We start from the raw sequence: 15,542 nt of genomic DNA on the forward strand, positions 1-15,542 counted from the left end.
TATTAATTAAATCCATTTTTACATCTTACAACCCCATTTTTAACAACATCTAAATATTTACTATAATTAATATTTTCATTACCTCTGTCATTAAACTTATGGTGTAAATGAAAGCAAATAGCAACCATTTTTAGTTGTCGTTGTTTTATCCCTAGATTTGTTAGTCTAGCTGCAAGTTCAATATCTTCATGTCCCCACCCATCCATATCATTATCGTAACCATTCACAGCTATAAAATCTTTTTTCCAAAAAGCAAAATTACATCCTTTTACGTTATTCGATTTAAATTTATCCTTTCTAAAAATAGGAGCAAAAAGTGGCATCCTAGTAGCATTAATTGTATTTTTTACATACTTTACTTCTTCTTTTAAAACAAAAATCTGGTTATTTAATATGTTTTCTGTTCTGTCTTTTAATATTAAAGCTCGACTTCCTTTAATAAAGAATCCCTTTTTAGCATTTTTTATATGATCTTGTATAAAGTGTTTTTCTAATAATATATCTCCATCTATTTGAACAATATAATCAGAAGAAGAGGAAGCTACAGCTTTGTTCATTATTATAGTCTTTCGAAACCCTTTATCCTCATGCCATAGGTGCTTAATTGGAATAGTTAATTTTTCTTTCCATTCTTCTATTACTTTTTTGGTATCTTCAGTAGATCCATCGTCCGCTATTAATATTTCATTTGGTAGTACTGTTTGATTATGTACTGTACTTAAAACCATATGAAGCGCTTTAGGCCAATTATATGTTGAAATCAATAACGCTATATCCATTTTCTATAAATACTTATTAATTCCTTTTTCACAAAACTTAACTCCATCAGTTTTTGTGCTTTCAAATACTGCTAAATTCTCTCCTAAAAATTCTTTTTCGTTAATTGGATGATCTATATGAAAAATAACACCACCAAGTTTTAAAAACCTTTTCTCTACTCCTGAATTCAAAAGGCGAGCAACAAATTCCTTGTCTTCAGGCCCCCAACCATAAAACGATTCATTATACCCATTAACTTTAATGGCATCTGCTCTCCAAAATGCCATATTACATCCATGAATTTCCCATCTTTCATCCCCATTAACTTTATAGTTTTTTTCGAAATATTTCCAAACCAATGGAAATCTAAATGAACTAAAAAAATTACTTACTCCTTTGGCGAAAATATTTATTGAAGCATCTTTAGTATCTAACTTTTTTTTTGAAAGTTCAGTATCTAAATAAATTCTACTTGCTCTTACGAATGTATTTCTTTTTGCAAACCTATTATGATCTTTAATGAAGTAAGGATGCATTATTACATCTCCATCAATTTGTACTATATAATCTCCTGTAGCTTTAGCTATTGCTTTATTTCTAATTTCAGCTAATCGAAAACCTTTATCTTCATGCCAAACATGAATAAAAGGGACTTTAATTCTTCGTTTATATTCTTCTATTAAAACTCTAGTTTCTTCTTTTGAACCATCATCAGCTATTAATATTTCATCAGGTAACTCCTTTTGTAATAATACACTATTTAAAGTAAGTGTTAACGCTTCTGGCCAATTATAAGTAGCTATTATTAAAGACGTTTTAAAATTTGTTTTCATAGATTAATTTAACCTTATTACCAACAAATATACTATATATAGATTATAGCTCTTTATATATTGCTTTAATTTTCTTTGCTATAATTTCGTCATTAAATTGTTGTACAAAATCAAACCCTTTATTCACCATCTCTTCCTTTTTATTTTTTGATTTTAATAATAATTCTATAGCTTCTATCATTTCCTTTATATTATAAGGATCAACATATAAAGAGTTTGGTCCACCTGCTTCTGGAAACACTCCCTCTTTTGATGTTATAACTGGCGTTTTTGAAAATAAAGCCTCTATTATAGGAATACCGAATCCTTCAAAAATACTTGGATAAATAAAAACTTCGGCTAATTGATATACTGTAGATAGTTCTTTTAACGTTAATCCTTCTAGAAAATAGATTTTGTTTTCTAAATTATTTTTCTGAATATAATTTTCAATTTGAGTGTAATATTTTGTTTTTCTTCCTACAATAACTAAAGGAATATCAATTTCTTTTACAGCTTTTACAATACTCAACGCATTTTTTCTTTCTTCAATTGTTCCTACATTTAATAAAAAGGTATCAGGTATCTTATATTTATCAAGAAACTCTTTTTTTTCTATAACACTTCTTTCCTCTTTAAAAACGTTGTTACAGCCTTGATAGACAACTTCAATTTTTGACGGATCAATTTTAAAAAAAGTAATAATATCTTTTTTAGTTTGCTCGCTAATCGCAATTACTTTATTGGCATTTTTCGCAGCATATTTAAACTTTTTAAAATGAATTTTTCTATCAAAAAATGAATATAATTTAGGATAACGCATAAATATTAAATCATGAATTGTTACTACCGATTTAATTTTATTTTTTGTTAATCCTCTTGGTATTTCCCCAGATAAGCCATGAAACACATCTACTCCATCACTTTTAATTTGTTTTAATACAGCTGTTTGACGCCATAAAGAAGAATACTTTTTCCAGAATTTTGTATTTGGTAAAACCTCATGCATTGATTGAGTTAGTTCTAATCTATATACTTTTTTTGGCTTTGGGTTGTATAAATAATAAGTACTCTTAGGATAAAATTTTGCTAAAATTCTTATCAAATCTCTGCTATAATTCCCTAAACCAGTAGTATTATGAAAAACACGTTTAGCATCAAACCCTATCTTCATTTATTTATTATTTAATAGTGTTAATTCTTTATATCTTTTTGCAACTCCATACGCCATTAAGTATGAAAATATAATTCCCTCTTTCCCATCTAAAAAGCCTAATTTAAAAATGTAATGAATTAAAAATCTAATAAAAGGCTTTATATATAAATGGAATATTGTTACTTTTTTTTCTTTAGCAAATAACTCCTGTGCTCTAAGTTTTGCATAATAATTCATTTTTTTCTTAAAGTGTGTATAATCTTTGTACGTATAATGATTTAATCTACCTACTAAATTTTCTAATTTCCCTGTTGTTTTTATTGTTTCATGTACAATTCCTTCGTAAAAACAATATTTTTTGTTAAAAAGACGAACTATTTTACTAGAATAGCCTCCAAACTGAAGTCTTTTATTCTCAACGTAGCTGTTTCTTCTTATATAAAAGCCTACATAGTTTAACTCCTTAGAAAATATCTCTTTAATTTCTTTGCTCAACTCATCTGTAACTTCCTCATCAGCATCAACAATCAAAACCCAATCGTTTGAAGCTTTTTGTATTGCATAATTTTTTTGTGATGAAAAATCATCAAACTTCCTTTGAAGTAAAGTTACATTGTTCTTTTTAACAATGGTAACTGTTTTATCTGAACTATATGAATCAATTACAATAATTTCATCTGCAAAAAAAACAGAATCCAACGCTCTTTGAATGTTGGATTCTTCATTTAATGTAGGTATTATTACTGTTAATTTGGTCAATTATCTATTTTTTGTCAAATATATTATTTTAAAAACTTAGATATAGCATATATATTTCCCAAATACTGAAATTTATTTCTAAACTGCAACATCATACTCACGTAAAGCATCATTTAATGATGTTTTTTTATTAGTACTTTCTTTACGTTTACCTATAATTAATGCACAAGGTACTTGATATTCACCAGCTGCAAACTTTTTAGTATAACTTCCAGGAATTACAACAGAACGAGCAGGAACTACACCTTTCATTTCAATTGGCTCATTTCCTGTAACATCGATAATTTTTGTGCTCATTGTTAATACAACATTGGCTCCTAAAACAGCTTCTTTTTCTACTTTTACACCTTCAACTACAATACAGCGAGATCCTATAAAAGCACCATCTTCAATAATTACTGGTGCAGCTTGTAAAGGCTCTAAAACACCACCTATACCAACTCCTCCTGATAAATGAACATTTTTACCTATTTGTGCACATGAACCAACAGTTGCCCATGTATCTACCATTGTTCCTTCATCAACATAAGCACCAATATTTACATAACTTGGCATTAAGATTGTTCCTGAAGAAATATATGCTCCATGACGAGCTACTGCATTAGGAACAACTCTAATTCCTCTTTCTTTATAATTTCTCTTTAATGGAATTTTATCATGATATTCAAAAATACCTGCTTCTAATGTTTCCATTTTTTGAATAGGGAAATATAATACTACAGCCTTTTTTACCCATTCATTTACTTGCCAACCATTTTCTATCGGTTCGGCTACTCTTAAATCACCTGCATCCAATAAATCAACTACTTTTCTAATAGCACTTATTGTTTCTTCTTCCTTTAATAAATCTCGGTTATCCCAAGCTTTTTCTATAATAGATTGTAACTCTGTCATCTTTAATTAATTTGCTACAAATATAATTTGTGTTCATGAATTAAGCACGAAGATACATTTTTTAAACAGATAATTTACTCTTGTTAAAAATCATTACTTTTGCCTAAAACAGAAAGTATGGGCCGTGTTTTAGCTATTGATTTTGGAAAGAAAAGAACTGGTATTGCAGTAACAGATGAGCTGCAAATTATAGCTTCTGGTTTAACTACTATTGACACTAATAATCTGATTTCTTTTTTAAAAGATTATATCACTAAAGAAACTGTTGATTTGTTTCTTGTTGGTAAACCAAAACAGTTAAATAATACTGATAGCGAAAGTGAAGTTTTAATTACTCCTTTTCTAGAGAAAATTTCGAAAGCAATCCCTAATATTCCTATAAAACGTATTGATGAACGATTTACTTCAAAAATGGCTTTTCAAACAATGATTGATAGCGGACTTAAGAAGAAGCAACGCCAAAATAAAGCTTTAGTTGATGAAATTAGTGCTACAATCATTCTTCAATCTTATTTATACAATAAATAATTTTATACAAACTCCTTTCTTTGTATTTTTGCCGACACTAAAAAATAAATAAATGATTTTACCAATTGTTGCATACGGTGATCCTGTATTACGTAAAGTAGGAAAAGATATTGATGCTGACTATCCTGAATTAAGTAAATTAATTACTAATATGAAGGAAACTATGTATAACGCTAATGGTTTAGGTTTAGCTGCTCCACAAATTGGAAAAGATATTCGTTTGTTTCTTATTGATGCATCTCCTTTTAAAGATAATGAAGAACTTGATGAAGAGGAACGTGAAATTTTAGGTAATTTTAATCGTGTTTTTATCAATGCTAAAATTATAAAAGAAGAAGGAGATGAATGGGCTTTTAATGAAGGTTGTTTAAGTATTCCGTCAGTAAATGAAGATGTGTGGAGACAAGAAACAATTACAATAGAATATCAAGATGAAAACTTCAAAAAGCATACTGAAGTACTAAGTGGGTTGGCTGCAAGAGTTTTTCAACATGAATATGATCATATTGAAGGAGTTTTATTTACTGATAAATTATCATCATTAAAAAAACGATTAATTAAGAAAAAATTAGAAAACATTTCAAAAGGAAAGGTAAACGCTGATTATAGAATGCGTTTTCCTAATGCTAAGAGAAAATAAAAAACAAGACATTAATAATATAAATATATGGAGTTTAACAAAATTATATCTGTAACTGGAAAACCTGGTTTATTTGAAATCTTATCACAAACAAAAACTGGTGTGATTGTTAAGTCAATTACTGACGGTAAACGTTTTCCTATTACAGCTACTCATAACGTTAGTTTATTAGAGAATATTGCTATTTATACATATGAAGAAGAGGTTCCATTAGCTAAAGTTATAAAAAACATAGCCGATAAAGAAGACGGAAAAGAAACAATTTCTCACAAAGAAAGTTCTAATAAACTAGTTGCTTATTTTAGTGAAGTTTTACCAAACTTTGATGAAGAACGTGTGTATGCTTCAAACATTAAGAAAGTAATTCAATGGTATAATTCTTTAGTTAAAGCTGGATTTGATTTTAGTTCTTTAATTGAAAAAGAAGTAGTTTCTGAAGAAGAAGAATAAAACATGTATACTCGAAAAAATCAATTAGAAGCTTTTAATCGTTTGTTAGATATTATGGATGAACTTCGAGAGAAGTGTCCATGGGATAAAAAACAAACCTTAGAAAGTTTACGTCATTTAACTATTGAAGAAACCTATGAGTTAGCTGATGCTATTTTAGATAATGATTTAGAAGAGATAAAAAAAGAATTAGGCGATGTGCTTTTGCACATCGTTTTTTATGCTAAAATAGGAAGTGAAAAAGGTGCTTTTGATATTGCTGATATAGCAAATTCTATTTCTGACAAGTTAATTAATAGACATCCTCATATTTATGGTGATATTAAGGTTAACAATGAAGAAGAAGTAAAGCAAAATTGGGAAAAACTTAAGCTTAAAGAAGGTAAAAACTCTGTGTTAGAAGGAGTTCCTAAAAGTTTACCTGCCTTAATAAAAGCAAGTAGAATTCAGGATAAAGTTGCTGGAGTTGGTTTTGACTGGGAAGAACCACATCAAGTTTGGGAAAAGGTACAGGAAGAAATATCTGAACTTAATGAAGAAATTAAAAATAAGAACCAAGAAAAAACTGAAAAAGAGTTTGGTGATGTATTATTTTCAATGATAAATTACGCTCGTTTTATTGGTGTTAACCCTGAAAATGCTCTTGAAAAAACTAATAAAAAATTTATAAATAGATTCCAGTTTTTAGAAGAGGCAGTAAAAAAAGAAGGCAAAGAATTATCTGACATGACTTTAAGTGAAATGGATGTTTACTGGGAAAAATCAAAAGCTTATTTTAAATAACTAAATTTACTTTATCTTCTTTTTTTAGTAAAAAAATTATAGTTTTTTCATATAATCAATAATAGCCTTTCTAATATCAAATGCTTTTTCTATGGATTTTGGCTTATAGATAGATAAAACTTCAGGGTTTTTATTTGATAAAAAAGGAATATCAAACCCTTTTAAAAGGTAATCAGAAAAAGCTACTTTATATACTTTACTTTCATCAATTTTTTTAGCCTTTACATACCAATAACCAGATTTCTTTGATACATTATAACGTTGTAAAAATGCACCTGTTCCGGAAGCTGATAATCCAAAATCTAAAACTTTTTTAAGCAAACTTCCTTTTATTTCAACTTTCAATATTGCCCCACCATATGGCAACACTCTAAAAACATCTACAGCAGTAATTTTCCCTTCAAGTACATCATCAATTCTAATTGAACCTCCATTAACCAAAGCGCAGTCTACTTTATCATTATAAGCATAACTCATAGCTTTAGTTATCATATTACCCATATTAGTTTGAATACTGCGTACAGGTGTATCACGAGCTTCTAAAGGTTCTTTTGTATTATAAATAACTTCATTAGGGCTTGCTACTACTTCTTTAATTTTAGTGTTTAAAATCCCTTCCCACTTACTAACAATATTTTCTATTTTTTTATTTGGAATAATTGATTTATTGACTTCTTTTAATTCAGATTTAACTTTTACTTTTTTTGTTAATCTATCATATTCAAATCTATGAATATAAACTGTTTTCGCATTTGCATCAGCTTTCGCTATTATAACATTATTTATATTCTCATAACTATTAGTATGTTCATGCCCTCCCATTATTAATGCTAAATCAGGTAGTAATTTTGCAATTATTCTATCCTGTTCAACTTTTACATGTGTTAAACCTAAAACAATATCAACTTTGGGTTTAATTTCATTATAAGCCCTCTTTATTTCTTCAAACATCTCACCATAAAAAACATAGTTTTTAGGGTTAGAAGGTATACAAACACTAATAAAACCAACTCTTAAAATAGATCCATCTGAGTTTTTAAATTCTTTTATATAAGAATCTTTAAGTATTTGTTTTTTTTGATTTTTAATTTTATAAAAATACTTTTTACTTTCAACTTCTTTATGAAGAACATTTGCAGAAATCCAATCAAAATTACTTTCGTTTAACCTTTTTTGTAAATTAGTATAACTTAAATCAAATTCATGGTTACCAAAAGCTACTAAATCAAAATTCATAGCATTCATTACTTCAACCATTTGCTTACCTCTGACACGTTCTCCATTTATTTTTAATGTACCAAGTAAAGAAGGATTTAAAAAATCACCAGCTAGAACTAACATTGAATTTTTATTCTCTTTTAGCACTTCTTGATGAATAGTTTCAACTCTTGCCATACCTCCAAATTTTCCATTTTGAATTGGAGCTATTTCATATACGTCATTGAGTTGTACTATTGAAAAATAAGTTTTGTTTGGTGCTTTTTTAAATGAGTAGTTTGATTGTTTTAGTAAAGCTTTAGATGCTTTATTTTGTGTACTACAACTAAAATAAAGTAGTAGTAATGGTAAAAAGAAAAATAATTGCTTTTTAAGTTTCATTAAGGCTAATTTTAAAAAGCCAAAATTACAATATTAATGAACATAATAACGTGTATTATATCGTATTAATTTTCTGTAAGCGACTAATTCTGGAAATTGATAGAAGAAATTTATTTTCTTTTGTGCGATTGTTTTTGGATTTTTTACTTTTTTCTTTAAAACAAAATATGTCCAACTTTCAACTATATCTTCTTCAGGACTTTCTGCTGCATAATCTGTAACAAAATCTGCAAGATTATCAAAATACAATCCATTTAATTTTTCTACACAACTTTCTTCTGTAAAACAATGCCTTTCCTTTATAACATCCCACTTTTCTAACAATCTACCCTTCCAAAACAAAGACACAAACCTATTTAAATAACTATTTTTGTACGCTTCACCTTCTAAAGTAAGATATAAACCTCCCTCATCTTGAAGTATTTTGTTGGTTGGTTTTATCTGAGTATTGTTAAGTGTTAATAAATGCCCAAACTCATGAACTAAAGTATAAACTGATTCTTGTAGTCTTTTTTTGTTTTTTGATTTAAAATTAACATCTAAAGTATCAATAACTAATTGCCATTTATCATTTTTAGAACTTAAAGCTCCCAATGCACCAGTTTTTTCATCTAAACCATCAGAAATAAGCACTAATTTTTTAATGTATTTTTTTGTGATTGATTTAGGGAAAATCTCATAAAAAGTTTGCCAATGAAGGGCAGCTAACTTGTCATTTTTAGAATAGTTTTTAATAAATCTACCATTCCTTATATTCCACGTCCCTATGTTTTCATCATCTGAAGAATAATGAAAAAAAGAAAAAGTAATAAAAAAAGTAACAACTATAAACTTCATAATTCTAAAAAACTTCTAGTGCCTTGTTATATGCACTTTCAAAACTCATTGGTTTAATATTGGTATTAACTTTATTAGAGGTAAAATAAGACAACAATTTCTCTGTTGGCATATTACCTGTTAAATCATCTTTAGCCATAGGACAACCACCATAACCTTTTATAGCTCCATCAAAACGTTTACAACCAGACCTGTATGCACTATCAACTTTTTCAAACCAAGTGTCAGGAGTTGTATGTAAATGTGCTCCAAATTCTATTTCAGGGTATTGAGGAATTAAATTAGTAAACAGATACTCAATTACTTGTGGGGTTGAGCTACCTATTGTGTCAGATAAAGATAACACTTTCACTCCTAAATTACAAAGTTTTTCTGTCCATTCTCCAACAATATCAACATCCCAAGGATCTCCATAAGGATTCCCAAACCCCATTGATAAATAAGCAACTACTTCTTTATTGGTTCTTGTGGCAATTGACAAAACTTCTTTTAATGTATCTATAGATTGTTCAATTGTTTTATGCGTATTACGCATTTGAAAATTTTCAGATATAGAAAAAGGGTATCCTAAGTAATCAATTTCGTCAAAACATGATGCATCATTAGCTCCTCTAACATTAGCAACAATAGCTAACAATTTACTTTCTGTATCTGCTAGATTTAATTTTGATAAAACATCAGCAGTATCACGCATTTGTGGTATTGCCTTAGGTGAAACAAAACTACCAAAATCAATAGTATCAAAACCTACTTTAAGTAAAGAGTTTATATATTTTGCCTTAGAATCTGTAGAAATAAAATGACTCTTAATTCCTTGCATTGCATCTCTAGGGCATTCAATAATTTTAACTCTATCATTCATCGCGCCAAATATACATATTTTCATTAGTTTTTTATTTTAAATTTTGATATAATAATTTAATACTTATAAAAAAAGTAATTTCTCATCTCTTTCTTTATTTTTATAAGCATAAAACTTTTTTATAAAAAAGTGTCACACATTAAAAATTAGATTGTCATTAGGTTAGAATATATTTATTGGAATCGCAAAATTTACATATCAACCAACTAATCGAACGCTGTAAGAAGAAGGATAATAATGCGCAAATGCAAGTATATAAAAGCTATTATAAAGCAATGTATAATACCGCATTTCGCATATTAAAAGACGAATTTGAAGCTGAAGATCTAATGCAAGAAGCTTTTCTTACTGCATTTACAAAATTACACACTTTTAAAGGTGAAGTAGCTTTTGGTGCTTGGTTAAAAAGAATTGTAATAAACAAAAGTTTAACACAATTAAAAAAAAACAATCGCTACGATGAAGTAAAAATGGATGTAATTCCTAATAATGAAGTTGAGAGTGATACAATTAATTACAACGATTTAGATATACAAGAAGTATTAAAAGTAATTCAAAGTTTAAAAGATAATTACCGTTTAACACTTACTCTAAACCTTATTGAAGGGTATGATTACGAAGAAATAGCTCAAATTTTAAATTACACCAATGAAAATGTTAGAACAACTATTTCTAGAGCAAAGAAAAAGTTAAAGCAAATTTTAATTGGAAATGATGTTAAAACAAAAATATATGGTAGATAAATTACTTGTCTTTTTTTATGAAAATGACTTTGATATTCATGAACCACGTTCTGGACATTTTGACCGATTTAGACAAAAATTAAAGTTACTACTTTTTTAAAAAGATGTAGTATTAAATAAATTAATAAGAATTTATAAAATGAAATTTTATGGCAGATAAATTACATAACTTTTTTCATGATAATGATTTCGATATTCATGAACCTCATTCTGGTCATCTTATTAGATTTCAACGCAAGTTACAAACTCCTAAAAAAAGAACATTTACTTCATGGAAATGGATGAGCATAGCAGCTTCTGTTATATTAGTTTTAGGATTTTATCTAGGTAATATTCAAAACAAAAAAACACAATATGGTTTAGCTGGAATATCTCCTAAAATGGCCGAAGCTGAAACTTTTTTTGTTTCAACAATTAAGCAAGAATTAAAAGAAGTTGAAAAGCATAGAAATATTGAAACTGAAACCCTAATTGAAGATGCTCTTGATAAATTTGAAGACCTTGAAGATAAATTTAAAACATTCTCTAAAGAGCTACTTAAAAATGAAAACAAAAGGTACATCATACAAAGAATGATAAATAATTACCAACAGAGATTAGATATTTTAGGAGAATTACTTACTCAATTAGAATATCAAAAAAACCCAACAAAATTTGAAATTAAATATGATGAAATTATATAAAACACTTTTATTAGTTATTGGCTTAACTCCTGCTCTATTATTCTCAAATACAATTAATGATAATAGTAGTAAAAAGCATGAAAAAAGTAAGACCATTAAAAAACAATTTTCAGTAAATAGTAATGCTACACTATATATTAAAAACAAATATGGAAACATTAATGTAACTACATGGAATGAAAATCGTATACAAATTGATGTGAAAATTACTGTAAAGGGAAATAGTTTAGATAAAGTAGAAAATAAACTAGATGCTATTACTGTTGATTTTGAAGCTACTAAAAATTTAGTAGAAGCCAGAACTAGAATAGAAAAAACAAAATCTAGTTGGTCATCATGGTGGAAAAGTAATAATATTAATTTTAAAATTAATTATTTTATTAAAATGCCAGTAACAAATAATGCAGATTTTAATAATGCATATGGAAATATCGAAATTGATGTACTTGAAGGAAAATCAAACATTAATTGTGATTATGGAAATATTGATATAGATAAACTAAACAATATTAACAATACTATAAATTTAGATTATTGCGGTGCTTCGGAAATTAACTATATAAAATCTGGTAACATCTCTATAGATTATTCTAAATTAAGAATTAATAATTCTGAAAAACTAAAAATTAATGCTGATTACTCTGCAGTAAAAATTCAAAACTCTAATACTATAAACTTTAATAGTGATTATGGTAGTCTTATTGTTAATAATGTTGAAAATATATATGGTAATTCTGATTATGCAGGTGTAAAAATTGGTACTTTAAAAAAGAACCTCGAAATAAATACAGATTACGGAAGTGTTAAAATACAAAACATAGCAAATAATTTTGAAAAAATAAGTATCGATGGTAGTTATGCAGGCATAAAGCTAGGAACAAGCAGTACAAATAATTTCAAATTCACTATGAGTTTAGGATATGCAAGTTTCAATTATCCGAAAGATAAAGTAGAGATGTATAAAAGCATTAAAAAATCCTCAAAAAAATATTATGAAGGAGTATTCGGGAACTCAAATAGTAATTCTGTAATTAATATAAAGTCAAGTTACGGAGGGGTTTCTTTAAAAACAAATGACTAAAACAATTATAAAAACTTTAAAAATGAAAAAATCAATAATAATATTAATAGCAATAAGCATGAGCTTAACATCACAAGCTCAAAGTTGGTGGAGTTCAAAAAAAGTAAAAGGAAATGGTAATGTAACTACAGAAACAAGAAAAGTGAATGATTTTGATAGAGTTAACGTTGGCGGCTCTTTTGATGTTAGACTTGTAGAAGGTAATGAAGGTAAAATATCAATTGAAGGTGAAGAAAATATTATTCCTTACATTGAAACAATTGTAAAAAACAACAAACTAAAAATTAAATTCAAAAAGAATATTAATATAAGAACTACTAAAAAACTTGTTGTTACTGTTTCTTTTGAAAGTATTGATGGTGTATCTTTAGAAGGCTCTGGAAACGTTGTAGTAAATAAAAAAATTAAAGAAGAAGATATTTCTTTCAGTATAGCTGGGTCTGGAAACATAAAAGCTATGGTTAATGCTAAAACAATAAGAGCTTCTATTGGAGGCTCAGGAAATATTAAATTAAAAGGAAGTACGAATAATTTTAAATGCTCAATCGCTGGTTCAGGAGATGTTAAAGCATATGAATTAAAAACTTCTTATTTAAAAGCTAGCATAGCAGGATCAGGAGATATACAAACATCTGTATCTAAAAAAATAAAGGCTAACGTAGTTGGCTCTGGGAATATTTATTATAAAGGAAAACCAAAACATGTAGACACTAACTCTGTTGGTTCTGGAAATGTTATTAGTCGAAACTAATATTCATACTTCTTTCATATTAAAAAAGTTATAATCCCATAAAATTACCTTTTATGGGATTATAACTTTTTAGTTTATAAAAATACTATTAATTAAAAATTAATCTTCTTCAATAATAATAACTTCATCACACGTTAAACCGCCAGATGAAACACCTCTCACCTTAATTTTTCCATTTTTAAAATTATTCCCTAATTGTATCGTAACTTTATTATTATCAATCCCTGACAAAAATTCAATATCTCCTGAAATTATTTCCCATTTTACAATTGGATCTGATAGATTTGTAACATATTCATAAACTATTGGAGTACCAATATTCAATGTTGAATTTCTTTGAAAACAACAAACTGTTCCTGTAAAATTAAGGTCAGTTAATTTAGGTTCATTTTCTAAACAAAGCCCAAACGTATTATCTTTCAAACTTATTGTTGGTGAATCATTTTCATTACACGAAAAGAATAACACTGTTACTAAAAGAATTACTGATTTAATGTTTTTCATAATAGTTTTATATTTAATTAATATACTTTTCTATATAGTCTTAAAATAAAAAAAAGGTTGCGTCTAGAAAGCAACCCTAAATAAAAAAGCTAAACTGTATATTATTTAAATTAACTACTCATTGACTTAACGTATTATGGAACTATCAAAAATTATAAAGCAACTTACTAGTAATTTTTTGTTTCTTATATAAAATCTTCTTTTTATAATAAGTAAAAATTAAATATATCCTAATATCTAATTTTTACAAAAAATCATAGATATGTTTATTTCTTAAAATTAATTTGCTTGACTTTCTATCTTTTCTACATTTGAACCGTAAAATACTTTTAAAAATGAACAGAAAAGAATTACTAAAGCTAGCAGACACATACGGTTGTCCGTTATATGTTTATGATACAGATGTAATAATTAATCAATATAAAAAAATTACAAACGCTTTTTCTAAAGTTAAAAATGTAAAGATAAATTATGCAACAAAAGCACTATCTAATATTAACATATTAAAAGTTTTTAATTCTTTAAAAAGTGGATTAGATACGGTATCAATACAGGAAGTAAAACTAGGGCTATTGGCTGGTTTTGAACCAAAAGATATTATATACACCCCTAATGGAGTTTCTTTACAAGAAATAGAAAAAGTAGCTAAATTAGGTGTGCAAATTAATATTGATAACTTATCAATATTAGAACTTTTTGGTCAAAAACACCCTGAAATACCTGTTTGTATAAGAATAAACCCACACGTTATGGCTGGTGGAAACAGTAAAATATCTGTTGGTCATATTGATTCTAAGTTTGGTATTTCAATACACCAAGTACCACATATAAAAAGAGTTGTTGAAAATACAGGCATGCATATAAATGGTATTCATATGCATACTGGATCAGATATTTTAGATATTGATACTTTTTTAAGAGCTACAGAAATTTTATTTGATGTAGCTAAACAATTTAAAAATATAGATTTTATTGATTTTGGAAGCGGTTTTAAAGTTCCTTACAAAAAAGATGATATTTCAACAAACATTGATGAATTAGGTAAAAAACTATCAACAAGGTTTAATGATTTCTGTAAAAATTACGGTAAAGATGTAACCTTAATGTTTGAACCAGGAAAGTTTTTAGTAAGTGAATCTGGTTATTTTCTAGCTAAAGTAAATGTTATAAAACAAACAACATCTACTGTTTTTGCTGGTATTGATAGTGGTTTAAATCACCTTATTAGACCAATGTTTTATAATTCATACCATCATATTGAAAATATATCGAGCCCAAAAGGTAGAGAACGATTTTATAGTATAGTTGGGTATATATGTGAAAACGATACTTTTGGTTCTAATAGACGAATTTCAGAAATAGCTGAAGATGATATATTATGTTTCCATAATGCGGGTGCATATTGTTTTTCTATGGCTTCAAACTACAACTCAAGGTATAGACCTGCAGAAGTTATGCTTTATAAAGGGAAAGACTATTTAATTAGAAAAAGAGAAACCTTTGAAGACATAGTACGAAATCAAGAACAAGTAGTTATTAACTAAAATAAAACTCCAATATTTTCTAAAAAATATTGGAGTTTTTTAATACAATCCTTTCATCGAATTATATTAGAATTGGTTAGAAGTTACAGATAAATTCCCCTATTTATCTATCCGTTTTGCAAACATACTATAAATAAAATAAAATTATTACAGGAAA

At 27.4% G+C, this 15,542-nt stretch carries 18 protein-coding genes; 9 read left to right on the forward strand and 9 right to left on the reverse strand.

What is annotated here, in order from left to right; all coding sequences use genetic code 11:
- Positions 1–2 precede the first annotated feature (2 nt).
- The 5 genes from ACKTTQ_RS11360 to ACKTTQ_RS11380 form a co-directional block, all read right to left on the reverse strand.
- Entirely contained in the window at positions 3–779 is a 777-nt protein-coding gene (locus ACKTTQ_RS11360) for a glycosyltransferase family 2 protein (protein WP_093871030.1), read from the reverse strand.
- A 3-nt stretch (positions 780–782) separates the two neighbouring features.
- A complete protein-coding gene (locus tag ACKTTQ_RS11365) occupies positions 783–1,592 on the reverse strand; it encodes a glycosyltransferase family 2 protein (protein WP_093871029.1) in 810 nt (269 codons plus the stop codon).
- Positions 1,593–1,635: 43 nt separating this feature from the next.
- Positions 1,636–2,745, reverse strand: a complete 1,110-nt coding sequence (locus tag ACKTTQ_RS11370) for a glycosyltransferase family 4 protein (RefSeq protein ID WP_408049268.1) — start codon at positions 2,743–2,745, stop codon at positions 1,636–1,638.
- On the reverse strand, positions 2,746–3,486 hold the full coding sequence (locus ACKTTQ_RS11375; RefSeq protein WP_093871027.1) for a glycosyltransferase family 2 protein: 741 nt from the start codon (positions 3,484–3,486) through the stop codon (positions 2,746–2,748).
- Between the two features lie 78 nt (positions 3,487–3,564).
- A complete protein-coding gene (locus tag ACKTTQ_RS11380) occupies positions 3,565–4,380 on the reverse strand; it encodes a 2,3,4,5-tetrahydropyridine-2,6-dicarboxylate N-succinyltransferase (RefSeq protein WP_093871026.1) in 816 nt (271 codons plus the stop codon).
- A gap of 117 nt (positions 4,381–4,497) precedes the next feature.
- Here ACKTTQ_RS11380 and ruvX point away from each other — a divergent pair, with 117 nt between their 5' ends.
- Genes ruvX through mazG form a run of 4 tightly spaced genes read left to right on the forward strand, consistent with a single transcriptional unit; the run spans position 4,498 to position 6,781 of the window.
- A complete protein-coding gene (gene ruvX / locus ACKTTQ_RS11385) occupies positions 4,498–4,908 on the forward strand; it encodes a Holliday junction resolvase RuvX (RefSeq protein WP_093871025.1) in 411 nt (136 codons plus the stop codon).
- Positions 4,909–4,960: 52 nt separating this feature from the next.
- On the forward strand, positions 4,961–5,548 hold the full coding sequence (gene def, locus ACKTTQ_RS11390) for a peptide deformylase (protein ID WP_093871024.1): 588 nt from the start codon (positions 4,961–4,963) through the stop codon (positions 5,546–5,548).
- A 27-nt stretch (positions 5,549–5,575) separates the two neighbouring features.
- Positions 5,576–5,998: a DUF5606 family protein gene (locus ACKTTQ_RS11395; protein ID WP_093871023.1), complete on the forward strand. Its 423-nt coding sequence runs from the start codon at positions 5,576–5,578 to the stop codon at positions 5,996–5,998.
- A 3-nt stretch (positions 5,999–6,001) separates the two neighbouring features.
- Entirely contained in the window at positions 6,002–6,781 is a 780-nt protein-coding gene (gene mazG / locus ACKTTQ_RS11400) for a nucleoside triphosphate pyrophosphohydrolase (protein WP_299133598.1), read from the forward strand.
- A 36-nt stretch (positions 6,782–6,817) separates the two neighbouring features.
- Here mazG and ACKTTQ_RS11405 read toward each other — a convergent pair whose 3' ends face one another.
- From ACKTTQ_RS11405 to ACKTTQ_RS11415, 3 genes are read right to left on the reverse strand one after another with little or no spacing between them, the layout of a single operon-like run.
- Positions 6,818–8,380 carry a bifunctional metallophosphatase/5'-nucleotidase gene (locus tag ACKTTQ_RS11405; RefSeq protein WP_408049269.1) on the reverse strand — a complete coding sequence of 521 codons (1,563 nt, stop codon included), beginning with the start codon at positions 8,378–8,380 and terminating at the stop codon, positions 6,818–6,820.
- A gap of 33 nt (positions 8,381–8,413) precedes the next feature.
- The gene (locus ACKTTQ_RS11410; protein ID WP_093871020.1) at positions 8,414–9,217 is read right to left on the reverse strand and encodes a hypothetical protein; all 804 of its coding nucleotides are present in this window, start codon (positions 9,215–9,217) and stop codon (positions 8,414–8,416) included.
- Between the two features lie 4 nt (positions 9,218–9,221).
- A complete protein-coding gene (locus tag ACKTTQ_RS11415; RefSeq protein ID WP_093871019.1) occupies positions 9,222–10,079 on the reverse strand; it encodes a hydroxymethylglutaryl-CoA lyase in 858 nt (285 codons plus the stop codon).
- 176 nt (positions 10,080–10,255) lie between these two features.
- Between ACKTTQ_RS11415 and ACKTTQ_RS11420 the strand changes: the two genes are divergently transcribed.
- The 4 genes from ACKTTQ_RS11420 to ACKTTQ_RS11435 all read left to right on the forward strand — a co-directional run bounded on the left by ACKTTQ_RS11420 (position 10,256) and on the right by ACKTTQ_RS11435 (position 13,337).
- Positions 10,256–10,822: an RNA polymerase sigma factor gene (locus ACKTTQ_RS11420; RefSeq protein WP_408049270.1), complete on the forward strand. Its 567-nt coding sequence runs from the start codon at positions 10,256–10,258 to the stop codon at positions 10,820–10,822.
- A gap of 149 nt (positions 10,823–10,971) precedes the next feature.
- Entirely contained in the window at positions 10,972–11,505 is a 534-nt protein-coding gene (locus tag ACKTTQ_RS11425; protein ID WP_408049271.1) for a hypothetical protein, read from the forward strand.
- Complete coding sequence (locus ACKTTQ_RS11430; protein WP_408049272.1) at positions 11,489–12,586, forward strand: hypothetical protein; 1,098 nt, start codon at positions 11,489–11,491, stop codon at positions 12,584–12,586. The genes ACKTTQ_RS11425 and ACKTTQ_RS11430 overlap by 17 nt, the downstream gene beginning before the upstream one ends.
- A gap of 22 nt (positions 12,587–12,608) precedes the next feature.
- The gene (locus ACKTTQ_RS11435) at positions 12,609–13,337 is read left to right on the forward strand and encodes a head GIN domain-containing protein (protein WP_158530843.1); all 729 of its coding nucleotides are present in this window, start codon (positions 12,609–12,611) and stop codon (positions 13,335–13,337) included.
- 99 nt (positions 13,338–13,436) lie between these two features.
- Here ACKTTQ_RS11435 and ACKTTQ_RS11440 read toward each other — a convergent pair whose 3' ends face one another.
- Positions 13,437–13,841, reverse strand: coding sequence for a hypothetical protein (locus tag ACKTTQ_RS11440; RefSeq protein ID WP_093871014.1), 405 nt, complete (start codon positions 13,839–13,841; stop codon positions 13,437–13,439).
- Positions 13,842–14,164: 323 nt separating this feature from the next.
- On the opposite strand from ACKTTQ_RS11440, the gene lysA reads away from it, so the two are divergent.
- Positions 14,165–15,385, forward strand: coding sequence for a diaminopimelate decarboxylase (gene lysA, locus ACKTTQ_RS11445; RefSeq protein ID WP_408049296.1), 1,221 nt, complete (start codon positions 14,165–14,167; stop codon positions 15,383–15,385).
- Positions 15,386–15,542: the final 157 nt, after the last annotated feature.

Source organism: Tenacibaculum halocynthiae, from assembly GCF_964512825.1.
In the GTDB taxonomy this organism is placed as follows: Bacteria; Bacteroidota; Bacteroidia; order Flavobacteriales; family Flavobacteriaceae; genus Polaribacter; species Polaribacter halocynthiae.